Annotated in this window: 25 protein-coding genes and 2 pseudogenes; 12 read left to right on the forward strand and 15 right to left on the reverse strand. The window is 71.7% G+C overall.

Annotated features, from left to right (window positions below):
* Nucleotides 1-405 precede the first annotated feature (405 nt).
* From AB0I23_RS07340 to AB0I23_RS07360, 5 genes and pseudogenes are all read left to right on the forward strand, one after another.
* The gene (locus tag AB0I23_RS07340; RefSeq protein ID WP_327242784.1) at nt 406-537 is read left to right on the forward strand and encodes a hypothetical protein; all 132 of its coding nucleotides are present in this window, start codon (nt 406-408) and stop codon (nt 535-537) included.
* A 15-nt stretch (nt 538-552) separates the two neighbouring features.
* Complete coding sequence (locus tag AB0I23_RS07345) at nt 553-1,317, forward strand: hypothetical protein (RefSeq protein ID WP_359107699.1); 765 nt, start codon at nt 553-555, stop codon at nt 1,315-1,317.
* A gap of 175 nt (nt 1,318-1,492) precedes the next feature.
* Nucleotides 1,493-2,023: a hypothetical protein gene (locus tag AB0I23_RS07350; RefSeq protein ID WP_359107701.1), complete on the forward strand. Its 531-nt coding sequence runs from the start codon at nt 1,493-1,495 to the stop codon at nt 2,021-2,023.
* A 457-nt stretch (nt 2,024-2,480) separates the two neighbouring features.
* Nucleotides 2,481-3,137, forward strand: a pseudogene (locus AB0I23_RS07355) (sortase domain-containing protein).
* Nucleotides 3,138-3,386: 249 nt separating this feature from the next.
* Nucleotides 3,387-3,848: a universal stress protein gene (locus tag AB0I23_RS07360; protein WP_359107703.1), complete on the forward strand. Its 462-nt coding sequence runs from the start codon at nt 3,387-3,389 to the stop codon at nt 3,846-3,848.
* A gap of 40 nt (nt 3,849-3,888) precedes the next feature.
* On the opposite strand, the gene AB0I23_RS07365 is transcribed toward AB0I23_RS07360, so the two are convergent.
* Nucleotides 3,889-4,071 (reverse strand): hypothetical protein, encoded by a 183-nt coding sequence (locus AB0I23_RS07365; RefSeq protein ID WP_359107705.1) that lies wholly within the window; start codon nt 4,069-4,071, stop codon nt 3,889-3,891.
* 12 nt (nt 4,072-4,083) lie between these two features.
* Between AB0I23_RS07365 and AB0I23_RS07370 the strand changes: the two genes are divergently transcribed.
* A complete protein-coding gene (locus tag AB0I23_RS07370; protein ID WP_359108016.1) occupies nt 4,084-4,260 on the forward strand; it encodes a glycoside hydrolase domain-containing protein in 177 nt (58 codons plus the stop codon).
* A 246-nt stretch (nt 4,261-4,506) separates the two neighbouring features.
* Nucleotides 4,507-5,073 (forward strand): sigma-70 family RNA polymerase sigma factor, encoded by a 567-nt coding sequence (locus tag AB0I23_RS07375; RefSeq protein WP_359107707.1) that lies wholly within the window; start codon nt 4,507-4,509, stop codon nt 5,071-5,073.
* Here the strand turns inward: AB0I23_RS07375 and AB0I23_RS07380 are convergent.
* A complete protein-coding gene (locus tag AB0I23_RS07380) occupies nt 5,007-5,204 on the reverse strand; it encodes a zf-HC2 domain-containing protein (protein WP_359107708.1) in 198 nt (65 codons plus the stop codon). The genes AB0I23_RS07375 and AB0I23_RS07380 overlap by 67 nt on opposite strands.
* A gap of 124 nt (nt 5,205-5,328) precedes the next feature.
* Between AB0I23_RS07380 and AB0I23_RS07385 the strand changes: the two genes are divergently transcribed.
* Nucleotides 5,329-5,850 (forward strand): hypothetical protein, encoded by a 522-nt coding sequence (locus AB0I23_RS07385; protein WP_359107710.1) that lies wholly within the window; start codon nt 5,329-5,331, stop codon nt 5,848-5,850.
* A 22-nt stretch (nt 5,851-5,872) separates the two neighbouring features.
* Here AB0I23_RS07385 and AB0I23_RS07390 read toward each other — a convergent pair whose 3' ends face one another.
* From AB0I23_RS07390 to AB0I23_RS07405, 4 genes are all read right to left on the reverse strand, one after another.
* Entirely contained in the window at nt 5,873-7,063 is a 1,191-nt protein-coding gene (locus tag AB0I23_RS07390; protein ID WP_359107712.1) for a sensor histidine kinase, read from the reverse strand.
* Entirely contained in the window at nt 7,060-8,541 is a 1,482-nt protein-coding gene (locus AB0I23_RS07395; RefSeq protein ID WP_359107714.1) for a cation acetate symporter, read from the reverse strand. The genes AB0I23_RS07390 and AB0I23_RS07395 overlap by 4 nt, the downstream gene beginning before the upstream one ends.
* Nucleotides 8,538-8,900 carry a hypothetical protein gene (locus tag AB0I23_RS07400; protein ID WP_327242797.1) on the reverse strand — a complete coding sequence of 121 codons (363 nt, stop codon included), beginning with the start codon at nt 8,898-8,900 and terminating at the stop codon, nt 8,538-8,540. The genes AB0I23_RS07395 and AB0I23_RS07400 overlap by 4 nt, the downstream gene beginning before the upstream one ends.
* Before the next feature lie 62 nt (nt 8,901-8,962).
* On the reverse strand, nt 8,963-9,715 hold the full coding sequence (locus tag AB0I23_RS07405) for a LytR/AlgR family response regulator transcription factor (RefSeq protein WP_359107716.1): 753 nt from the start codon (nt 9,713-9,715) through the stop codon (nt 8,963-8,965).
* A 36-nt stretch (nt 9,716-9,751) separates the two neighbouring features.
* On the opposite strand from AB0I23_RS07405, the gene AB0I23_RS07410 reads away from it, so the two are divergent.
* On the forward strand, nt 9,752-10,444 hold the full coding sequence (locus AB0I23_RS07410; protein WP_359107718.1) for a zf-HC2 domain-containing protein: 693 nt from the start codon (nt 9,752-9,754) through the stop codon (nt 10,442-10,444).
* A gap of 6 nt (nt 10,445-10,450) precedes the next feature.
* On the opposite strand, the gene AB0I23_RS07415 is transcribed toward AB0I23_RS07410, so the two are convergent.
* The 8 genes from AB0I23_RS07415 to AB0I23_RS07450 form a co-directional block, all read right to left on the reverse strand.
* Entirely contained in the window at nt 10,451-11,311 is an 861-nt protein-coding gene (locus AB0I23_RS07415; RefSeq protein ID WP_359107720.1) for an Fpg/Nei family DNA glycosylase, read from the reverse strand.
* 42 nt (nt 11,312-11,353) lie between these two features.
* Nucleotides 11,354-12,208 (reverse strand): amidohydrolase family protein, encoded by an 855-nt coding sequence (locus tag AB0I23_RS07420; RefSeq protein ID WP_359107721.1) that lies wholly within the window; start codon nt 12,206-12,208, stop codon nt 11,354-11,356.
* A gap of 1 nt (nt 12,209) precedes the next feature.
* Complete coding sequence (locus AB0I23_RS07425; RefSeq protein WP_359107723.1) at nt 12,210-12,521, reverse strand: L-rhamnose mutarotase; 312 nt, start codon at nt 12,519-12,521, stop codon at nt 12,210-12,212.
* On the reverse strand, nt 12,518-13,507 hold the full coding sequence (locus tag AB0I23_RS07430) for an aldo/keto reductase (RefSeq protein ID WP_359107725.1): 990 nt from the start codon (nt 13,505-13,507) through the stop codon (nt 12,518-12,520). Before AB0I23_RS07430 ends, AB0I23_RS07425 begins: the two co-directional genes overlap by 4 nt.
* Nucleotides 13,508-13,631: 124 nt before the next feature.
* A complete protein-coding gene (locus AB0I23_RS07435) occupies nt 13,632-15,038 on the reverse strand; it encodes a wax ester/triacylglycerol synthase family O-acyltransferase (RefSeq protein WP_359107727.1) in 1,407 nt (468 codons plus the stop codon).
* 157 nt (nt 15,039-15,195) lie between these two features.
* Nucleotides 15,196-17,262 carry a SpoIIE family protein phosphatase gene (locus tag AB0I23_RS07440; protein ID WP_359107729.1) on the reverse strand — a complete coding sequence of 689 codons (2,067 nt, stop codon included), beginning with the start codon at nt 17,260-17,262 and terminating at the stop codon, nt 15,196-15,198.
* Between the two features lie 233 nt (nt 17,263-17,495).
* Nucleotides 17,496-18,209, reverse strand: coding sequence for an FAD:protein FMN transferase (locus AB0I23_RS07445; protein ID WP_359108018.1), 714 nt, complete (start codon nt 18,207-18,209; stop codon nt 17,496-17,498).
* A gap of 34 nt (nt 18,210-18,243) precedes the next feature.
* Nucleotides 18,244-18,684 (reverse strand): FMN-binding protein, encoded by a 441-nt coding sequence (locus tag AB0I23_RS07450; RefSeq protein ID WP_359108020.1) that lies wholly within the window; start codon nt 18,682-18,684, stop codon nt 18,244-18,246.
* A gap of 643 nt (nt 18,685-19,327) precedes the next feature.
* Here AB0I23_RS07450 and AB0I23_RS07455 point away from each other — a divergent pair.
* On the forward strand, nt 19,328-20,062 hold the full coding sequence (locus AB0I23_RS07455) for a response regulator transcription factor (RefSeq protein WP_359107731.1): 735 nt from the start codon (nt 19,328-19,330) through the stop codon (nt 20,060-20,062).
* The gene (locus tag AB0I23_RS07460) at nt 20,059-21,483 is read left to right on the forward strand and encodes a sensor histidine kinase (RefSeq protein ID WP_359107733.1); all 1,425 of its coding nucleotides are present in this window, start codon (nt 20,059-20,061) and stop codon (nt 21,481-21,483) included. The genes AB0I23_RS07455 and AB0I23_RS07460 overlap by 4 nt, the downstream gene beginning before the upstream one ends.
* On the opposite strand, the gene AB0I23_RS07465 is transcribed toward AB0I23_RS07460, so the two are convergent.
* Entirely contained in the window at nt 21,461-21,751 is a 291-nt protein-coding gene (locus AB0I23_RS07465; RefSeq protein WP_359107735.1) for a hypothetical protein, read from the reverse strand. The genes AB0I23_RS07460 and AB0I23_RS07465 overlap by 23 nt on opposite strands.
* 235 nt (nt 21,752-21,986) lie before the next feature.
* Between AB0I23_RS07465 and AB0I23_RS07470 the strand changes: the two are divergent.
* Nucleotides 21,987-22,097, forward strand: a pseudogene (locus tag AB0I23_RS07470) (YndJ family transporter); the annotation flags it as partial.
* Nucleotides 22,098-22,334: the final 237 nt, after the last annotated feature.

The raw sequence follows: 22,334 nt of genomic DNA on the forward strand, positions 1-22,334 counted from the left end.
GGACCGCGGTCCGCGTGCCGTCCGACCGGCCGGAACATGCTCCCCGTCGTGTACGGATCCCTCTTCGGGCGGCTCACCGCAGCCGTCGCACTCAGCTGGCTCCTCACCGCCCCGGTGCCCGCGGCGGCCGACAACTGCTCGTACGCCTCGATCGGGGACGGCGGCGGGAACTCGGCGGTCGCCACATCGGGTGACGGCCACTGCCAGGCGGGCCCGGCGCCCAGGCCGACCCCGCGGCCGACACCCCCACCACCCGCCCCGCCTCCACCTCCCCCACCACCTCCCCCACCGCCTCCTCCGCCACCGCCTCCTCCGCCACCGCCACCACCCCCCGCGCCGGCGCCCACACCGCCGCCGCCGGAGCCCGCGCCCTCCGTACGCCCCACGCCGCCCCTGCCCGAGCCGGTGGCGATCCCCACCTACCGCAAGCCGCCGCGCAAGGTCCCGCAGCGCGGTCCCTCCCTGGTCACCCTCACCCTGCTGATCACCGCTCCCGCGGTGTTCGCCGTCGCCGTACTACGTCCCCGCTCCCGATGACCTACGGAGAAGTCCATGTCGGAATGGCTTGTTCTCACCCTCGCCATGGCCGCGGCCTGCGCCGTCGTGCTCACGATCGCCGTCCTCAACAATCGCCGCGTCAGGGAAAATGACGACCCGTCCGAGACCCCCGACGTCATCGAGTACATGACGATGATGATCGGTGTGGTGTACGCCATCGTGCTCGGCCTCGCCATCGCGGGCGTCTGGGAAGGGCGCAGCACAGCCCAGGAGTACGTACGCCAGGAGGCCCAGGCCCTGCACGAGGTGAACGCCCGCTCCTCGGTCTACCCGGCCGCGGTCCGTACCAGGATCCGCGCCGATGTCGACGCGTACGTCGGTCATGTCGTCCACGACGAGTGGAAGGCGATGGCGGAGCACGGCAGCCTCACCGACAAGGGCGCCGAACTCCTCGGCCGGGTACGTGCCGACGTCACCGACTACCGGCCGAGGAACGACCACGAGGGGCAGGCCTATCAGCCGCTGGTCGACCAGGTCGCCGCTGCCGACGACGCGCGCAGTGCCCGCGCCCGGAGCGCCGGCGCCACCATGCCGGGCGTGGTCTGGTTCGGTCTGATCACCGGAGCGCTGGTGACCGTCGGGCTCATCTTCACCCTGCAGATCCGCCGAACATTCCGGGAACTGCTGCTGGCCGGGCTGTTCAGCGTGCTCATCGCCTTCCTGCTCTTCCTGATCTGGGACTTCGACTCCCCCTTCGGCCGTGGCATCTCGGCCACGGCAGCGCCGTTCCTCGACCTGTTTCCCAACGTCTCTGACTGACAGGCGCGCTGACGCCCTGACGGTGCGCCGCCCGGGGGACACCGGTGCCCCATTCGCCCGTCCCCGATCGCGGACGATATACAGCACTTCTAACGTTTCTTCCATCGAGGTGCATATCTGACACTTTGTGGAAATCCGTTCCGCAGCTGCTCCTCGGGGAACCGGAGGATTCACCATGCGCCCCATAGGCGTCGCACCCGTCGCCCTGCTCGGCGCCGCCGCTCTCGCCCTGACCGCTCCGGCTACGACCTCGTACGCCGAGACGTCAGGGGGCGCGCCGGGCGCGACCGGATACACCGTTGCTCCGTCGGTGATCGCGCCGGGCGGCCAGGTCACCCTGGCCGCACGGGGGTGCCCAACAACAGCGACGGCCAGCTCGGGCATCTTCGACAGCGTCACGATTCCCAGAGGAGGCAGCGCCTCGGCCACGGTCGACTGGGATGCAAAACCGGGCGCTGCCTATGAGGTGACGTTCATCTGCAATACATCGCCGACCTCCACGGCGGAGATCGGTCTCACGATCTCCGCCAACATCCCCACCGCCGGCTCCACGACGATCGCGCCGAACGGTGTGCAGGGTGGTCTCGGCGGCGGCGTCGGCCGGATGAATGCCGCGCAGCTGGTCGGCGGTACGGCCCTGGCCGTGGCCGCGACCACCTGCGCCGTCTTCGTGGTGCGCCGACGCAACGAGAGGTACAGCCACTGACCGGCACAGACGTCGGTGGTATGCCCGTCGCCCCGGGTCCTGATCCAGGACCCGGGGCGACGGGCGTGCCTGGCCCCTGGCGGCGTTCAGGCCGGCCGCATCCCGTGAGCGGCGCACGAGGAACACGCCGCCGATCGCCGCGGTGGCGGCCCGGACCGCCGCTCGTCTCCGTGGGGTCGGCGGCCGTCGAGCCACCCAGGCCGCCCTGTGCGTGACAAACCCTCATCAGACCCTTGATCCGGCTCGTTTCGGCACTGCTCCACCTCGGTGATCCGAAACACCGTTCCCCTGTCCCCAGGAACTGACGGATTCGCAGGTCATGTCCAGTCAGAATCCGCTGTCCGCTCGCCCGCTCCGAACAGTGGGCCCTTTCGGGCGGCCACCCATTCGCCCGTCCCTGATCGCCGCCGGGCCGCCTCGCGCCTACCGTTCCCCTCGTCACAACGAAGGGAGAACCATGGGCCGGGACCACTGGCGCCCCGAGCGGACCGGACCCTCGCCGTGGGGCGCGATCGCCCTGGTGATGCTGACCGGCGTCGCACTGATGCGGAACGGTCCGGACCTCTCGCCCGGTCCGCCCCGGCCCGTTGCCGCAGCCTCGGCGGGCCGCCACCCGGTCACCGCCGGGGAACCAGTGGCGGGCGCCGGGGTGAAGCCGCTGGCGTATGCCCCTGCCTCACGCGTGATCATCCCATCGATCCGGGTCGATGCCCCGCTCACGGACGTGGACCTGGACAGGAACGCCTGCGTCGGGGCACCGGCTCCGCAGAACCCCCGTCTCAGGGGCTGGTACCGCAACGGCGTCGCACCGGGACAGGTGGGCACGTCGGTCCTCGTCGACCCTGTCGGCACCATGGCGGGACCGGCGGTCTTCCACGGTCTTCGTCCGCTGAAGTAGGGCAGCCGGATCGAGGTGCCCCGCCACGACGACCGGGTCGCGGTGTTCGAGGTCTACGGTGTCGAGGTGTTCTCGACGACCGGTTTCCCCGACCCCCGGGTGTACGGCGACACCGGAAGGGCGGAGCTGCGGGTCGTCACCGTCGGCGGCTGCACGAGGGGCCAGGCCGACGACGGCAATGTCGTCGTCCTCGCCCGTCTGGTCGCACCCCTCTGACCCCCACACGGCTCGTCGCCGATGCCGGCCCGGGAGACCTTGGTGATCAGCGGATGCGTCCACGAGTGGTTGCCGAGGGCGCGTCCGTCGTCGGCGATCTCGGCGGTCGGCCCCCTCCTCTCGACGACGTCGGGTGCGAAGGGGTGTGCACCCATTTCAGGGATCACCGCGGCGGCAACCGGCGGCCCGGGCCAGGGCAGCGGGCGGCCCGGGCCGGGTGCGGCGCCGGGAGCGGCTAACCTCACTGCCGTGACAGACCAGCAGCCTCACCAGTTCGAACGTGGCACAGACGGTCCGAAAGTGATCGTCGCGGGCCTCGACGGGTCCGATTCCTCGATGCGTGCCGCCGCGTACGCCGCCGGGCTGGCCCGTCGGCAGAACGCCATGCTCGCCCTCGTCTATGTCCAGCCGGTGATGCCCGCGGGCGCCGCGCTCGGCGCACCGGTCGCCGACACGACCGGCGAGGTCGCGGAGGGCCTGGTGAGCGAGATCAGGTCGGCCACGGAGCGGCTCAAGGACATATGGAATGTGCGCTGGGAGTTCCACACCTTCCGCGGTGATCCGTACAACGGCCTGGTCACCGCGGCAGACGAGTTGAAGGCGGATGCCGTCGTGGTGGGCGCGTCGGAGTCGGCGGGACACCGGTTCATCGGATCGGTGGCGATCCGGCTGGTGAAGGCGGGGCGCTGGCCCGTCACCGTCGTTCCGTGAACGGTGGACGGCGTCGGCGAGGGCCCCGCCTCCGGGGCCGTCAGGCGTTCTTCTCGATGGACTTCTGGAACTCACGGACCATCCGGTCCAGGCCCTGGGAGCGCCACTCGGTCCAGAACGACTTCCACTCGCCGGTCTTCCTGCGGCCGCTGACGATGTCGTTGACCAGGTCGGTGGCCTCGGTCCCGCCGCGGGTGTCCAGCTCTCGCTGCGCGACGAGCACTGCGCACGGCCGCTGAACACCAACTACTACCGCGAGAAACCCCTGGTCACGCCTCGCTCCTGGGCCGGCGACGGCAGCGGCGGGGTCCGGCTGCGCACCGAGGACGGGGCGCGGACGGTGAGCGCGTACAGCGGTCCGCTGCGGGTGGCCGCCGGGGAGAGCCGCTGCTTTCCGCCCGCTCCCCGCTGACCGCCACCGACCCCGCACTCGGCCCCGCCGCGCGCCCGGCCGAGTGCGGGGTCGCGGGAGCCGCACGATGCCCGCCCCCCGTCCGTTCACCGCCCGGCCGACCGTTCACCGCACCATTCGCCGCTCCGTGCGACCGCTCGTCGCACGCCTCGGTGCATCTTCTGTTCGTCGCGGCCCCGATGCGTTCGTATACGGCGCAGACAGCGGCAAGGCGGCAGGGGCCTCCGCGGGAAAGGGGCGTTCACCATGACCACGACGACCGATGAGCGGGCCCTCGCGGAGTTGCAGCGCGAACACGGTCCCGCGCTCCTCCACTTCCTGCTCGGTCTGACCTTCGGCGACCGGCAGCGTGCCGAGGATCTGCTCCAGGAGACGCTCGTACGCGCCTGGCAGCACCCCGAGGCGTTCGACAGTCCGTACGAATCGATGCGGCCCTGGCTCTTCACGGTCGCCCGGCGGCTGGCGATCGATGCGCGCAGGTCCCGGCAGGCCCGGCCGACGGAGGTCGGCGACCTCGTCCTGGAGAGCGCCCCGGGCCCGGAGGACACGGCGGAGTCGACCGTCGCCGCGCTCGATGTCCGCGAGGCGGTGCGGACGCTCAGCCCCGAGCACCGTGCGGTGCTGGTCCAGATCTACTTCCGCGGGCTGAGCGTGGGCGAGACGGCACAGGTGCTGGGCATACCGGCGGGCACGGTCAAGTCCCGTTCCTACTACGCGCTGCGCCTGCTCTCCCGCAACCTGCCCGGCTACTCCAGGAGGTCCTCCTCGCTCAGCAGGCCGAGCAGGGACACCGTCTCCGCGACCTCCACATAGTCGGCGGCGCATCCGTCGCAGTCCTGCAGATGCTGCGAGACCAGCCGCGCCTCCCCGTCGGTGAGCGCATCGAGCACATAGGCGCCGAGCAACTGCCGCATGTGCGGTCCCTCCCCGGGATCGGCGGTCATCGCAACCTCATGTCTGTGACGGATCGGGTCGGACGGATCCTGTCCTTCTGGCCACGCGGGGCGCGCTCCCCCGGTTCAATGCTGCGTGTGGCCCGGTGCCGAGATGAGGAAGAGGCGAGACGGGATGCGTCCGGAACGTACGGATGGAACCAGTGAGGGCGGGCTGCTGGTGCCGATGGCCTGGATGTACGCCGAGTACATCGCCGACGAACTGCTGCGGACCGGCGATCTGATGGAGCCGTCGACGCTGGAGTACCGCGCGGGGCGCGAGGCGCTCGCCCTGACCGTATTCCTCTCCGCCGGGGCGGTGGACGATGCGCTGCCCGCGACCCGGATGGACGAGCTGCGGCTGCTGACGGCGTACGGGAGCGCCTGGCGCCGCTGGGTCTGCGAGCGGCTGGACGCTCCGTCCGCAGTCCCCTCGCCGGACGGCCGCCGGGGTGTTCCGGATCCCGATCTGGCGCTGGCCCGACGGGCATGGCGGTGGCTGGACGAGACGGAGCTGCTCGCGGCCGATCTCGACGCGATCGGGCCGCCGCCGTGGGAGCCGCTCGGCACCGAGGGCGACGAGGAGCCGGCCCGGGTGTGGACGCCCGCGTGGCAGCTGGGTCTGCCGCTGGGGCATCTGGCGATCCATCTGTACTGAGCACGGCGGGTTCCTCTGCTCCTCACGAACCGTGCACCCCTGCACGGTACTTCGGCAGCCGCACCGTGATCTTCATCCCGGCGCCGATGCCCGTCTCGATGACGAGCCCGTAGCCGTCGCCGTACACCTGGCGGAGCCGCTCGTCGACGTTGAGCAGCCCGATGCCGGTGGAGTGTCCTCCTTCGCCGCGCAGGATGTGCCGCAGCCGTTCCGGGTCCATTCCGGTGCCGTCGTCCTCGATGACGACTTCTGCCTCGGAGCCCGCGTCCAGCGCGCTGATGGTGATGCGGCTGCGGGTGACGGCGCCTTCGAGTCCGTGCTTGACGGCGTTCTCGACCAGCGGCTGAAGGCACAGGAACGGCAGGGCGACGGGCAGGACCTCGGGGGCGACCTGGAGGGTGACCGCGAGCCGTTCGCCGAAGCGGGCCCGGACGAGGGCCAGATACTGGTCGATGGAGTGGAGCTCGTCGGCGAGGGTGGTGAAGTCGCCGTGGCTGCGGAACGAGTAGCGGGTGAAGTCGGCGAACTCCAGCAGCAGTTCGCGGGCCTGCTCGGGGTCGGTGCGGACGAACGAGGCGATGGCGGCGAGGGAGTTGAAGATGAAGTGCGGGGATATCTGGGCACGCAGGGCCCTGATCTCAGCCTCGATGAGCTGCGTGCGAGACCGGTCGAGTTCGGCGAGTTCCAGTTGTACGCAGACCCAGCGGGCCACTTCTCCGGCCGCCCTGGCCAGGACCGCCGACTCGCGCGGCGCGTAGGCGATCAGGGTGCCGAGGACACGGTGGTCGACGGTCAACGGCACGGCGACGGCCCAGCGCAGCGGGCAGTCGAGGTCGTCGCAGTCGCTGTGGAAGGCGGTGTCGCGGCCGCTGGCGAGAGGCCCCTGCACCTGGTCCATGACGTGTCTGCCGTGGTGGTCGCCGTCGCCGTCCCAGACGAGGACCCGGTCCCGGTCGGTGAGACAGAGCGCGTCGGTGCCGAGCAGGGAACGCAGTCTGCGGGCGGACTTGCGGGCGCTCTCCTCGGTGAGTCCGGCGCGCAGCGGGGGCGCGGCGAGCGAGGCGGTGTGCAGCGTCTCGAAGGTGGCGTGCTCGACGGGGGTGCCGACATCGCTGGGGCGGACGGGTCGGGCGGTGCGGCGGCCGAGCAGGAATCCGGCACCGGGCAGGAGGAGCACGAACAGGACGAGGACGGCGTACGTGGGCCCTGTCATCGGTGCCTCCCGGGTATCAGGGCCTCCGGCAGATGGAAGCGGGTCATCGCGGCATTCGTGCCGGACGGTATGCGGCCGGGCGTGGCGAGCGACACCAGGACCATGGCGAGGAAGCCCACCGGCACCGACCAGACGGCGGGCCACGCGAGCAGGGTGTGCGGCCAGCCGGGCGGGCGCACCGCACCGCTGACGGTGATCGCGACGGACAGGAACGCGGAGCCGCCGCCGAGCGCCAGGCCGGCGATCGCCCCCGGAGGGGTGAGCCGCCGCCACCAGATGCCGAGAACCAGCAGCGGGCAGAAGGACGACGCCGATACGGCGAACGCCATCCCCACGGAGTCCGCCACCGGCACCCGGCTGACCATCAGCGATCCGGCCAGTGGCACGCACATGGCGAGGACGGTCGCCAGCCGGAAGTGCCGTACACCGCGCGAGGGCAGGACGTCCTGGGTGATGACGCCGGCGACGGCCATCGTGAGTCCCGATGCGGTCGACAGGAACGCGGCGAAGGCGCCGCCGGCGACGAGTGCGCCGAGCAGGTCCCCGCCGAGCCCGCCGACGACGCGTCCGGGCAGCAGCAGCACGGCGGCGTCCGCGTCCCCGCCGTGGATCAGCTCGGGGGCGTAGATCCTGCCCAGTGCCCCGTAGACGGGCGGCAGGAGGTAGAACACTCCGATCAGGGCGAGGACGGCGACGGTGGTGCGGCGGGCGTCGCGGCCGTTCGGGCTGGTGTAGAAGCGGACGACGACGTGCGGCAGCCCCATCGTTCCGAGGAACGTCGCGATGATCAGCCCGTAGGTCGCGTACAGCGGATGGTCGGCCCGGAAGACGGACAGCTGCTCGTCGAAGGTGACCCGTGGCCGCCTGTCGCCCTGCCAGGCCAGCACCAGGAAGATCGCGGGGACCAGAAGCGCCGTCAGTTTCAGCCAGTACTGGAAGACCTGCACGAAGGTGATGGACCGCATGCCGCCCGCCGCGACGGCGACCACCACGACGGACGCGACGAGCACATCGCCGAGCCAGCCGGGCGCCCCGGTCAGGATCTTCAGGGTGAGCCCGGCACCCTGGAGCTGCGGTACGAGGTAGAGCCAGCCCGCCCCGACGACGAGCACGCTCACCAGCCTGCGCACCTGCCGCGATTCGAGCCGCCCCTCCGCGAAGTCGGGCAGCGTGTACGCCCCCGAGCGGCGCAGCGGCGCGGCGACGAAGACCAGCAGCACCAGATAGCCGGCGGTGTAGCCGACCGGGTACCAGAGCATGTCGGGGCCGTGCACGAGCACCAGGCCGGCGATGCCGAGGAAGGAGGCGGCGGAGAGGTATTCGCCGCTGATCGCGGCGGCGTTGAGCCGGGGGCGCACGGTGCGGGAGGCGACGTAGAAGTCCGAGGTCGTACGGGAGATGCGCAGCCCGAAACCGCCGACCAGAACGGTGGCGAGAACGACGGCGGCGACGGCCACCACCGCGTACGTGCGGCTCACTGTGCGGGGCGGCCTTCCACGAGCCGGGCGAAGTCGCGCTCATTGCGCTCGGCCCGCCGCACGTACCACCAGGCAATCAGGGTCAGCGGCGGGTAGGCGGCGAAGCCGAGGACCGCCCAGACGACGGCGGCGCTGTGCAGGGCGGCGAAGACCAGCGGCAGCGTGCCGACGACGACGGCGAGGACGGTGAACGCGGTGAGTCCGGCGCGCAGCTGGCTGCGCATCAGCGAGCGGACGTAGGCGCCGCCGAGCGCGGTCTGCTCGTCGATCTCCGACTGGGTGCGGTAGCGGGGCAGCGGGCGCACCCGCCGGGGCTCCCCCGTCACCACTTCACGCCGGGGCGTCGACTCTGCGGACATGGGCCCGGAGTGTACGCAGCGGGGGCCGCTCTGGGAAGGTTTCGGACCCGGGTAGTCCCTGGTCAGCGGCCGGTCTGCCGCATGAGCAGATCGCGCAGCGCGCGGGTGTGGCGGCGGCTCACGGCAAGCGACGCGGTGCCGATGCGGACGCTCATGCTGCCCGCGTCGAGCCGCAGTTCGTCGATCCTGCCGAGGGCGACGAGATGGCGCCGGTGAATGCGTACGAAGCCCCGCGACCGCCAGCGTTCCTCCAGGGTGGTGAGAGGGATCCGCACGAGATGACTGCCGCCCGCCGTGTGCAGCCGGGCGTAGTCGCCCTGCGCCTCCGCGTACGTGATGTCGTCGATCGGGATGAACCGGATCACTCCGCCGAGTTCGACGGCTATCTGGTCGGCCGCGGTGTCCTGGAGGGCAGCGGAACGGCCGCCGACCTGCTCGGCGACGCGGCGGACGGCTTCGGCGAGGCGTTCGCGGCGCACGGGCTTGAGGACGTAGTCGACGGCCTTGAGGTCGAAGGCGTGGACGGCGAACCCTTCGTGGGCGGTGACGAAGACGATGAGCGGGGGCGCTGCGAACCCTGCCAGCAGCTGGGCGACATCGAGTCCGGTGAGGCCCGCCATGTGGATGTCGAGGAAGACGACGTCGATGGCGGACGGGTCGTCGGGTCCGGCGTCGACGGCGCTGCCGATCCGGCGCAGCGCCTCGGTGGCCCCGGTGGCGCCTTCGGCGTTGCGGATGCGGGGGTCGGCTCGCAGGAGGTAGAGCAGCTCCTCCAGGGCGGGTGCTTCGTCGTCGACAGCGAGTACGCGCAGCATGAGGCCGGAGTGTAGAGCGTGTCCGGTGGTGTCGGCTTGAGTGATTCACGGGTGCGTTCCGTACCGGACTGCATGCGCGCCCCGGAACCTCATCGCCATGTCGGCGCCTACGCACTGGGCGTGCTGAGCGCTGCCGATGCCTTCCGCTTCGAGGAGCATCTGGCGCAGTGCCCGTTGTGCGAGGTCCGGGCGGCGGAGTTCCGCGCGGTGACGGCCGTGCTCGGGGAGTACGCCCGGCGGACGCCGCCGGGGGTGGATCCGGTGGTGCGGGCGGGTCCGGAGCTGGTGCGGCGGGTGGTGGACGCGGTGGTGGCAGGGCGGCGCAGGAGCCGCAGGGGGCGGCTGGCGCTGGCCGCCGCGGTGGTCCTGGCGGTGGGCGGGCCGCTCGCCGTGATCGGCGCATCGGGCGGGTCCGGGGCTACGGTGCAGGCGCAGCGGTGGGCGGCGACGGACCGGTCCACGGGGATGGCGGCGGTGGCCACGGCCGGGGCGAAGGAGTGGGGCACGGACGTCGGCCTCCAGGTGGCGCGGGTGCCGGAGGCGGGGGTGTGCGCGCTGGTGGCGGTCGGGCGGGACGGCAGCGAGGAGACGGTCACCACGTGGTCGGTGACCGGGCCGGACGAGGAGACGCCGGTGGTGCACGGCGGGGCTGCGTTGCGCCCGGCCGCCATCGACCGTTTCGAGGTGCGTGCGGCGGACGGGCGGCGGCTGCTGGAACTCACCCGCTGAACTGCCCTATCTGAGAAGTCGGGAGAGGCGGCGGTCGGCCAGCGGCTTGCCTCCGGTCTGGCAGGTCGGGCAGTACTGGAGCGAGGAGTCGCTGAACGAGACCTCCCGGATGGTGTCCCCGCAGACGGGGCACGGTTCGCCCGTGCGGCCGTGGACACGCAGCCCACTCTTCTTCTCCGCCTTGAGCTTCCCGGCCGCCACTCCACTGGAGCGTGCGACGGCGTCGCGGAGCGTGGTGCGCAGCGCCGTGTGCAGCCGGGTGATGTCGTCGTCGGTGAGGCTCGCGGCGAGTGCGAACGGGGACATCTTCGCGGCGTGCAGGATCTCGTCGCTGTAGGCGTTGCCGATGCCCGCGATCAGGGACTGGTCGCGCAGGGCGCCCTTGATCCGGCGCCGTTCCCCCGCGAGCAGTGCGGCGAACGCGTCCCGGTCGAAGGAGCCGTCGAGCGGGTCGGGCCCGAGGCGGGCGATGTCGGGCACCTCGGCGGGATCGTGCACGAGGTACACGGCGAGGCGTTTGGTGGTGCCCGCCTCGGTGAGGTCGAAGCCGTCGCCGCCGGTGAGTACGGTACGCAGCGCCAGGGGCCCCTTGCCGGGGCGTGGCGGGGCGGCGGGGAAGCTGTCCTTCCAGTGCAGCCAGCCCGCCCGGGCCAGATGGGTGACCAGATGCAGCGGGCCGACACCGATGTCCAGGAACTTGCCGTGCCGGGCGATGCCGGTGACCGTGCCCCCCTCCAGGGCGGTGGGCGGTGGGTCGTACGTCTTGAGCACACTGACGGCCAGCGGCAGGACGCGGGCGACCACCTTGTCGGCCAGGTTCTCGTCGAGAAAGACCCGCAGCGCCTCGACCTCGGGTAGTTCGGGCATGGGTCCCAGGATGCCGCAGCCCCCTGCCCCCTGCCACCGCCCTCAGAGGCCGTACGTCCGCTCGGCGGTGGTCGCGAAGACCGCCTGCCGCTCGTCCGCGCCCAGCGCGTCGGTGAGGGTGCGGGCGGCGTCGACGACCTCCGTATAGCTCGCCGCGAGCCGGCAGACCGGCCAGTCGGAACCGAACATCAGCCGGTCGGGACCGAAGGCGTCGAGGACGGTGTCGGCGTACGGGCGGAGGTCGTCGACCGTCCAGGAGCGCGGGTCGGCCTCGGTGACCAGGCCGGAGAGTTTGCAGACGGTATTGGGCCGGTCGGCCAGCGCCCGGACCTCTTCCGTCCACGGGTGCAGGCTCCGGGCGGCGATGGGCGGCTTGCCCGCGTGGTCGAGTACGAAGGTGAGTTCCGGCAGCAGAGCGGCGGCCCGGACGGTGGCGGGCAGCTGGTGGGGCTGGACGACCAGGTCGTAGACGAGTCCGGCGTCGGCCACGGCGGAGAGTCCGCGCTGCACCTCGGGGCGCAGCAGCCACTCGGGGTCGGGTTCGCCCTGGACCTGGTGACGAATGGCTACGAGCCGGTCACCACCGGGGAGTTCGCGCAGGGCTGCGAGGGTGTCGGCGATGCCGGGCGCGGTGAGGTCGGTCCAGCCGACGACGCCCGCGACGAGGTCGTTGCCGTCGGCGAGGGCGAGGAACTCGGGGGTCTCCTCGGGGACGGTGACGGTCTGGACGAGGACGGTGGCGTGCACCCCGGCGGCGCGGGCCTCCGGCTCCAGGTCGGCCAGGGTGAAGGTGCGCCGGAGCGGGGCCAGTTCCTCGCCGGTGATCCACTCCTGGTCGCGTACCGCAAGGTCCCACACGTGGTGGTGGGCGTCGACGATCCGTTGCCGGCCGGTCATGTCACAGCTCCCAGGCGACGGGGAGACCGGCTTCGGCGCCGTCCGACGAGTAGTCGTGCGCCACGTCGAGGAGTTCGTCCATCCGGGCCTGCCAGGCGACGTTGACGGGGAGCTCCTCCAGTTCGGCGAGGAGGCGGGCGTAGTCCTCGCACTCGATGACGTGGAAGAGCTCGGTACCGCTGCGCCAGATCGTCCAGGAGGTGGCGCCCGCCGCGCGGATCGCCGTGGTGAGCTCCGTGGGGACTTCGCGGTGCGCCGCCTCGTACTCCTCGATGCGGTCGGCGCGGACCTTGGTGTGCAGGGCGATTCTCATGGCCGGTGTCCGTCCTCGGTGAGCAGGCCCTCGGCGCGCAGTTCGTCCCAGAGGGCGCCGGGGATCTCGCGGGAGAGCAGTTCGGCGGCGTCGCGTATCTCGTCCGGCGAGCGGGTGCCGACGAGCACCGTGGCGACGGCGGGGTGGGCGAGCGGGTAGTGCAGGGCGGCGGCGCGCAGCGGTACGCCGTGGCCCTCGGCGACGGCCTTGATGCGCAGAGCCCGGTCGAGAAGGGCCGGCGGGGCGGCCGTGTAGTCGTAGGTCGCACCGGGGTGTGGGTCGGCGAGCAGCCCGGAGTTGAAGACTCCGCCGACGACGACGCTGCGGCCGCGTGCGGTCGCCTCGGGCAGCAGCTCGGCGAGCGCGGACTGGTCGAGCAGGGTGTAGCGCCCCGCGCAGAGGACGGTGTCCACGTCGGTGTCGCGCAGGAAGCGGGTGAGCATCGCGGTCTGGTTCATGCCCGCACCGACGGCTCCGACGACACCTTCCGAGCGCAGCTTCTCCAGGGCCGGGTAGGCCTCGCGGAAGGCGGCTTCGGCGTGGTCGTCCGGGTCGTGCAGATAGGCGATGTCGATGCGGTCGAGACCGAGCCGTTCGAGGCTGTCCTCGATGCTGCGGCGTACGCCGTCGGCGCTGAAGTCCCAGCGGCGGTAGTGGGTGACGGGCACGGCGAAGCCTTCGGAGAGGCCGTCGTACGAGGCGATCGGGTCGGCCGGGAGAGGGTCGAGCAGCCGGCCGACCTTGGTGGAGACCACGTAGGAGTCGCGCGGCCGGTGACGCAGGGCCGCGCCCAGCCTGCGCTCGGAGAGACCGAGCCCGTAGTGCGGTGCCGTGTCGAAGTACCGGACGCCCTCGTCCCAGGCGGCGTCCACGGCGGCGGCGGCCCGGGCCGGGTCGACCTCACGGAAGAGATTGCCGATGGCTGCGGCCCCGAAGGACAGCTCGGTCACCTCGACCGCACTGGTTCCCAGCCTGTTTCGCCGCATGCCGCTGCCGCCCTCACCGATGATCGTTAGTTCCTGCACAACGAATATTCATCGGATCACTTGGGTGCGTCAACACCCTTGACCCCACGAACTACCGCGCCGACGCCGAAATCTGTCCGATCTCTCAGGACTGTTGGGAGAGTTGACCGACCGGCAGCAGGGCGAGCAGCTCGCGCAGCTCGTCCTCGGCGCAACGGGCCAGCCGCTCCAGGTCGGGGACCGCCCTGCCGTCGGCCACCAGGCCGATCTGCACCCGACCGCCGTACGTGGACAGGGCGATGGCCAGCGACTGCCCGCGCGCCAGCGGCGCCATCGGATAGACGGCCCGCAGTGGGCAGCCGCCCAGCGAGAGCGCCGAGCGTGGCAGGGGCACGCTGGTGACCAGGACGTCGAAGAGCATCCTGGCCGCGCCGCCGGCGAGCGGAGCACCGAAGCGGTGGGCCAGTGAGGGCAGCTGGTCGGCGAGCACCGCGATGGCGCCCGCCCCCCGCAGTGGTCCGGCGGCCTTGTTGCGGTCCATGGCGGTACGGACGGTGCGCAGTCGCCCCCAGGGATCGGACTCGGACACGGGGAGCCCGAGCAGATAGGCGGAGAGCCGGTTTCCGGAGGCTCCCCCGGTGCCGGGCCTGCGCCGGGAGACCGGCACGAGGGCGCGCGGGTCGGCGATCGGCAGCTGCTCGCCGCGCTCCACCATCCAGCGGCGGAGCGCTCCGGCGACGACGCCGAGCAGGACGTCGTTGGTGGTCCCGCCCGCGACCCGCCGGATCCGGTGGACGGACTCACCGTCCAGCTCCGCGGTGGCGAGGCGACGGGTTCCGCTGGAGATCGCGGTGAGCGCGGGGGCGCCGCGCAGATCGAGGCGGCTGGCGCGCACGACGGAGGCACCGACCCCGAACGCCCGCGAGAGTTCCCCGATCCGGCCCAGCGCGAAGCCGGCCACCTGACGCGGCCCCGGCATCCACGAGCGGGGCGGGACCGGGCGCGTCCGGCGGGCGCTCGCACCGCCGCGGGCGCGGGCTCCGACGGAGGCGATCTCGTCGAAGATCCCGGCGCCGATGGCGACGGCGCGCATGCCGTCGGCGAGCGCGTGGTGCAGCTTGACAAGCACGGCGAAGGGACCCTCGTCGGCGCCGGAGATGACGTACATCTCCCACGGCGGCAGGCCCCGTTCCAGCGGCCGCTCCATCAGCTCACCGGCGAGCCGGGTGGCCCCGGCCATGAAGCCGCCGTCCGGCGACTCGTCGTCGCGGGGCAGCAGCACGCGCTGGACGTGCCGGTAGACATCGAAGTCCTTGTCGACGGACCAGGCGGCGCCGCCGACCGGCAGCAGGACGTCCCGCACCCGCATCCGTAGCCGGGGGATCGCGGCGGCGCGGGCGCCGAGCAGCTCCACCACGGCGTCCGCGGTGACGCCCGGCGCCGGGGCGGGCGCCGGCGAGAAGACGGCGAGCGCACCGAGGTGCATGGGATGCGCATCGGTTTCGAGGTGCCAGAAAGCCAGATCGAGAGGTGCCAGTAGTTCAGTGCCCAACGGGTCCTCATGTCATCGAAGACAAAGATTGCCGGAGTCAACGACTCGCAGTCGCAGTCAATCGCCCACGATCGGTTACGGTCAAGTACAGACATGTTACTTTCTGTTACTGTCTGGTAGTCTGCCTCGCCTCCCACGGCGTCAACCTCGCCACGTGTCACTCCCGCCCCGGGATGATGAACTCGCACCACACACACTTGCCACAGCCGCGGGACTCCACGCCCCAGGCGTCCGCCAGCCGGTCCACCAGCAGAAGTCCACGCCCGGAGACCCCGGACTCCCCCGCGTCACGAGGACGCGGCAGCGCGCTCGACCGGTCCTCGACGTCGACCCTCAGCTGCTGTTCGAGCCCGGCGAGCACCCGGATGGTGACAATCGCCCCGCCGTCGGTGTGCACCAGCGCATTGGTGATCAGTTCATCGGCGACCAGCTCGATCTCGTCCGCCCGCTCCTTCGCGCCCCAGGCCCGCGCCGCCGCCCGGATCATGTGCCGGGCCGAACGCAGCGCCTCCGGGTCGTTCTGGGCGACATGCTGCTGGAGTCGACCGCCCGGCTGCGGTGCGTGGGCGGCTTTGCGGCGCAGCATCAGCACCGCCACATCGTCCTCGCCACCCCGCTCGTCGACCGCCTCGCACAGCTGGTCGGCCAGCTTCTGAAGATCCTGAGCCCCGTCCCGGATCATGGAGGTCAGCAGCTGCACGCCCTCGTCGAGATCGACGCCCGGCAGCTCCACCAGGCCGTCCGTGTACAGCACCATCGTCTGGCCGGGGTCCAGCTCGACGGTACTGACCGGATATTCGAGCCGCCCGAACTCGGCCGAGAGCCCCAGCGGCAGCCCTCCGTCGGCGGGCAGCCTGCGGCAGCTGCCGTCGACGTCGCGCACCAGCGGCTCGATATGACCTGCCCGGACCAGCTGCACCACCCCGGTGGTCAGGTCGACCTCGGCGTAGGTACAGGTCGCGAAGCGGTCGGTGTCGAGCTCGTGGAGGAAGACGGAGGCGCGGGCCATGACGGTGGCCGGACTGTGCCCCTCGGCTGCGTAGGCGCGCAGGACGATGCGCAGCTGCCCCATGACCGCCGCCGCGTCCGTGTCGTGGCCCTGGACATCGCCGATGACGGCGCCGACCCGGCCGCCGGGCAGCGGAATGACGTCGTACCAGTCGCCCCCGATGTCCCGCCCGAGCCGGGCCGAGCGGTACCGGACAGCGATCTGCGCGCCCGGCACGTCCGGGATCCGGCGCGGCAGCATGGCCTGCTGGAGCCCTTCGGCGAGGTCGTGCTCCTGCTCGTAGAGCATGGCCCGCTGCAGGCTCTGGGCGATGGAGCTGCCCAGCGCTACCAGCAGATTGCGTTCGTCGCCGGTGAAGCCGTCCTTGTCGCTGTAGAGAAGTCCGAGGGCGCCGATGGGGCGGGCCTGGGCGATCAGCGGCAGATAGGCGGCGGAGGTGATGCCGAGGTCGCTGATGTGCGGCCACAGGATCGGGTACGAGGTGGCGAAGTCCTCGGCGGACTCGATGAAGCGGGGCGCGAGGGTACGGACCACTTCACTCATCGGATACGGCTCGTCCGTACGGGTGTACCGCGTGCCCGGCACGAAGGACCCCTCGGGCCCGTCCGCCACCAGATGGATGCGCCCCGCCTCGATCAGCCCCATGACGAGGCTGGTGGCGCCGAGGAGGACCAGCCCCTGGGAGTTCTTGAGTACGTCGATGACGTCCCTGACGGTGCGGGCGTGGGCCAGGGCGGCCGTGGCGCCCTCCACCAGCGTCGTGCGCCGGCGCCGCTCCTCGTCCTGCTCACGGCGGACGGTGGAGTCGGCCAGCTCCTGGGTGGCGTCCCTGACTATGCCGATGATCCGGCGCGGGCGGCCGGTCTCGTCACGGCGGATGAAGCCCTGGGTATGGGTCCAGCGCCTGGTGCCGTCACGCCGGAACATCCGGAAGTACGCGCCGTAGTTGCGCTCTCCGCTCTTGAGTGCCTGCGAGATCAGGGCATCGAGGCGTGCTCTCTCGTCCGGCGGGACGCGCAGGGAGAGGCTTTCCGGCCGGTCGTCGTATTCATCGGGCCGCAGGTCGAACACGTCGAGCGCGGGCCGGTCCATATGCATGAGTCCGCTGTCGAGGTCCCAGTCGAAGCTGCCCATACGGTTCAGGGCGAGGCTGAGATCCGGGTGGGCGGGCCAGTCGTCCGGGAGTGACAGGACACCCGCTACCCGATCATCCATGCGGGCCACTCTGCCACCAATTGTCCGATTCTTCGAATGATTCCATCCGACGGACGGCAGGCGGAACGCCGACGAACACGCTGGGAGAAACGGTCCGGTCCCGCGGATCGCACCGCGGGGCCGGACTTTCCGCTCAGCGGTTCTCAGCGGCCCTCGAGCGCCTTGACGTTGTCGCCGGACGTCCGCCCCTTCAACCCGTCCCAGTTGAGCGACCACAACTGGTTTTCGGCCGACTACCAGCCGAATCCACTGGTGCGCCACTCCCGGCCGTCCGGGGTGACGGCGAGCGCCTCGTACCCGTCCAGCGACTCCAGCCAGCCGCGCGCCCCCTCGCCCATGGCGAACGCAGCCGTGGCGAAGGCATCCGTCAGGGTCAGCGCCGGCCCCACCATGGTGATCGACGCGAGGCCCAGGGCCGGTGCGCCGGTGTGCGGGTCGAGGATGTGCGCACCGCGTTCGGCCGTCCCGGAGGTGGCGACCGCCAGATCACGTCCGGTCACGACCGTGGCCAGCGCCCCGCGGCGCAGCGGGTGGGCGATACCGATCCGCCAGGGGACGCCGAGGGCCGCCTCACCACGCAGTTGGAGGTCGCCGCCGCCGTTCACGCAGGTGTTGTGCGCGCCGCTCTCGTACAGCAGCTGCGAGGCGGCCTCGACCGCCCACCCCTTGACCAGCCCGGAGGGGTCGAGAACACCTCCCGGCGTGGCGCTGAACCAGCCGCGGCTGATCCGGGTGACATCCGCGCACAGGTCCAGGACCTCACGGACCTCGGCCGGGCAGGTGCCGAGCCCGGACTCGCCGCGGCCCAGCCGACTGACGGCACTGTCCGGACGGTAGGTGGAGAACACCTCATCGACGTGGTGCAGCCCCCGGACCGCCTGGTCGAGGGCGCGGCGGATCGCGGGGGTGGGCCGGTCCCGGATGTCGAAGGAGAACACCGTCCCCATCACATGCTCTACATGGCGCACCCTGTGCGCGGGATCAGCCACCGGCCCGGTCCAATGCGCTCTGCAGGGACTCCCTATAGCCCTGACTGGTGTAGCTGGCTCCGGAGACGGAGTCGATGTCCGCGCTCTGAGTACCGAGCGCCTCCTGGGTGAGACGGGGCAGCGCGAACGCGGCGATCTCCTGGTCGCGGCCGTTCTCATCGGGCGCCCGGAGCACCCGCACGGCGGTGAGTTTCCCCTTGACGAGGGTGGCGGCGACCTGCACCGGTCCGTACCGCGTGTCGACCGGATCGCCGTTGAACGTGCCCGTCGCGGCGGCGGCGCCAGGTGGTGCACCGGTCGACGTGCGCGGGGAGACCGTCGTCGCCGGCCGCCTGCCCGCGTCGAGGAGACCGGGAGACTGGTGCGGTTTCAGGGACAGCAGGGCCACGATCAGGGCACTGGTGCCAGTGGTGATGAGGGCGGCTCGGCGCACGGTGATTCTCCTCGGGACACTCATCAGAACGCGAACGACTCGTGGTGGATGCGGCGGCGTGGCACTCCGGCCTCGCGCAGGGCTCGGGGCTCGGATCGCCGCCTCGGTCATGCCGGGAGACAGTCCACGGCCGCCGACGGCGTGCAGGCGCGCCAGCCGGTCGGCGCCGATGCTGTGGTCCAGCAGGGGGACGCAGGCCATCAGAACCACCAGGACCACGCACGCGTACCCGGCCGGCAACCCGGTGATGCGCCCGGCGTCGGTCAGCCGGCCCGCCATGCCGACGACGGCTGACGTGTCGCTCCACCACAGGGCGAGGACGGCCGCGGCCCCCGCGTAGGCGACAGCGGACACGAGGTGCGGGGCGGCGCTGCGCGGCGGGCGGCGGGCGGCGGTGGCGTGCGCCCTTGCTCGTGTACGGCGAGGAGGGGGCCGTGGTGGTCATATGGGGCTCCCCTCGTCACGGACCGCTGGGGCGGTCACCGGCGGCAAGCCTCGCAGCGCATCTTCTGTGTATCTTCTGAATGGGCGGCCCACGCCCCGGTCCGCCGGGATTCCGGCAGAAGCTCAGAGGCAACTCAGAGGGAACTCAGAGGTCCCCGGCGTCCCGCCGTCGTCCGTGCCGAGGGATGCTGGACAGATCATGGACAACCACCGCACACAGTCACCCCTGCATCGCCCCGACGGGGGCCCGGTGCGGGTGCTGGTCGTCGACGACGAACCCGACCTGACCGACGTACTGGCCGGAGCACTGACCGGCGAGGGCTGGCAGGTCCGTACCGCCGCGGACGGCGCCTCCGCCCTGGCCACGGCGCGCGAGTTCCGGCCGGACGCCGTCGTGCTGGACTGGATGCTGCCCGACATGGACGGGCTGCGCGTGCTGCGGGAGTTGCGCCGTGAGGCCCGTGAGGTGTGCGTACTTTTCTTGACCGCCCGCGATGCGGTGGAGGACCGTATCGCCGGAATCACGGCGGGCGGCGACGACTACGTGACCAAGCCGTTCAGCCTGGAGGAGGTCCTCGCCCGACTGCGCGGGCTGCTGCGGCGGGCGGGGATGGCCAGTGCGCCGGGCCGGCACCGGCTGACGGTCGGCGAGCTCGCCATGGACGAGGAAGCCAGGGAGGTCCGACGCGGCGGCGCCGTCGTCGAGCTGTCCCGCACCGAGTTCGAGCTGCTGCGGTTCCTGATGCGCAATCCGCGCCGTGTGCTGTCCAAGGACCAGATCCTCGACCGGGTCTGGGCGTACGATTTCGGGGGCCGCGCCCACGTCGTCGAGCTGTACATCAGCTATCTCCGCAAGAAGATCGACGCGGGTCGCGCTCCCATGATTCATACGGTGCGCGGAGTGGGGTACGTCCTGAAACCGGATTCGTCATGAGGCGACCGCCGCCGCACACACTGCGCGGGCAGCTCACGGCCGGGCTCGTTCTGCTGCTCGCCGCCGCATGTCTCGCGGTCGGACTCACGACCGTTTTCGCCCTTGAGGGCTTCCTCGTGCGCCGTCTGGACCAGCAGCTGACCGCGTCCGACGGCAGGTTCCCCGCCAGCCTGGAGCACGAAGCCGCGCTGGACGCCGACAACCGCCCCGACTCGCGGGGCCAGGCCGACTTCACCCTGGGCGCGAGGCTGGTGAACGGCCGGGTGACCCAGGCCTCCGTGGTCGATGAGCAGAACGTCCGCAAGGTTCCGCTGACCGCCGACGACCGGCACGCGCTCGCGGCCGTGCCCGGCGACGGGAACGGCCGCAGCGTGCGACTCTCCGCGCTCGGCGCCTACCGGGTCGCGGCCGTCGCCGGAGATGACGGGGACGTGCTGATCACCGGCCTGCCGCTGCACCCCGTGGAAGAGACCCTGCACCGGCTCGAAGCGGTCGAGGGCGTCGTGTTCGGCGCGGCCCTCCTCGCCACCGGGGTCGCCGGAGCCCTGTGGGTACGGGTCTCCCTGCGCCCCCTGCGACGCGTCACGAAACAGGCGGTCGGCGTGGCCCGGCTGCCGCTGGCCAGCGGCGAGGTCGCCATGCCCGACCCGCTGCCCGCCACCGATCCTCGTACCGAGGTCGGACAGGTCGGCACCGCACTGAACCGGATGCTCGGACACATCGGGGACGCGCTCGCCCGGAGACAGGCGAGCGAGGAGCGGCTGCGGCACTTTGCCGCCGACGCCAGCCACGAGCTGCGCACCCCCGTCGCCAACATCCGTGGTCACGCCGAACTCGCCCTGCGCCACAACGGCCCTGTTCCCGCCGATGTCCGGCACGCCCTGGAACGCATACAGTCGGAGTCCGGGCGGATGAGCCACCTGGTCGACGATCTGCTGCTGCTCGCCCGCCTCGACGCGGGACGCCCGCTCGACCACGAAGCGGTCGATCTGACGCTGCTCGTACTCGACGCGACCGATGACGCACGGGCCGCGAGCCCCGGCCACCGCTGGCTCCTCGACCTCTCCGAGGAGCCCGTGACCGTCACCGGCGACGCTCATCGGCTCCAGCAGGTGATCGGCAATCTCCTCGCCAACGCCCGGGTGCACACCCCGGACGGTACGGAGGTGACGGTGCGGCTCCGGGCAGAGGCCGCGGAGGTCCGCCTGACCATCACGGACAACGGGCCGGGTATCCCCGACGCGCTGCAGCCGGAGATCTTCGGGCGCTTCGTCCGCACCGACCCCAGCCGCTCACGGGCCACCGGCAGCACCGGGCTCGGCCTGGCCATCGTCCGCGCGGTGGTGACCGCCCACGGCGGCACGGCCGACGTCGTGAGCCGGCCGGGACACACGGCGTTCAAGGTGGCTCTCCCGCGCTGACCCAGGATCTCCGGTCGCCCTGCCAGTCGTGGCCGATGCCGGACGGGGTGCTCGTGTATCCCTTGGCGTGGAGCTCGGCAACGACGTCATCGAGGAATCGGTGGGTCAGCCGGACGCCGTCGTAGCAGGCTTCGGCGTCGCCGCTCCCGCCGTTGTGGCAGATCTCCACGAGTTCGACCGTGCCGTCCGCCGCGTAGGTGATCATCAGCTTGGGCGAGGTGTCGTAGACGGCACGGTCACCGCCGGGCCCGTGGTGCGGCTGACCCACGCGCTCCTCGACCTGAGCACGCCGATCACCGATTTCGACGAGGTCGACGCCACGTCCGGGAATGATCTCGGGGACATCCTGCAGACTGCGGCGAGCCCGGTCGCCCCTGCCCCGCCACAGTCGTCTTGAACACGTTCAAGAAAGCACCTAGAGTCGGTCCGGGCAACTACTCGAACGCGTTCAAGGCGGGGGATGTGTCATGTCCGTGCTGGTCGATACGATCGTGATGCCGGGCATGCTGGTCGTTGTCCCCACCGGTCTGCGCCTGGCCGGCGTGCCCGCGCTCGACCGGATCCGCCGCCTGTGGCCGCTCTTCGCCGCCCCCGGCGCCGTCTCCCTCTGGCTGCCGCGCGGCGGACCCGCGACAGCTCTCGCCGCCTGCTACGCACTCGGGGCCGCGCTCCCCCACGCCGACCTGGATGGCCGCCACGCATGGCCTCGGCAACGCGCTGGGCTTCGCGCTCTGCTCGGTACTCGCCTGGCGGAGGCTCGAGCACGGCGCCTGCCCCGCCCGTACTACCCCGACCCGCACCGCACCGCTCCTCACCGCCCCATGTCCCACCACCCCTCTCACCGACCACGA

This window comes from Streptomyces atratus (genome assembly GCF_040655115.1).
GTDB classification, from domain to species: Bacteria; Actinomycetota; Actinomycetes; order Streptomycetales; family Streptomycetaceae; genus Streptomyces; species Streptomyces atratus_D.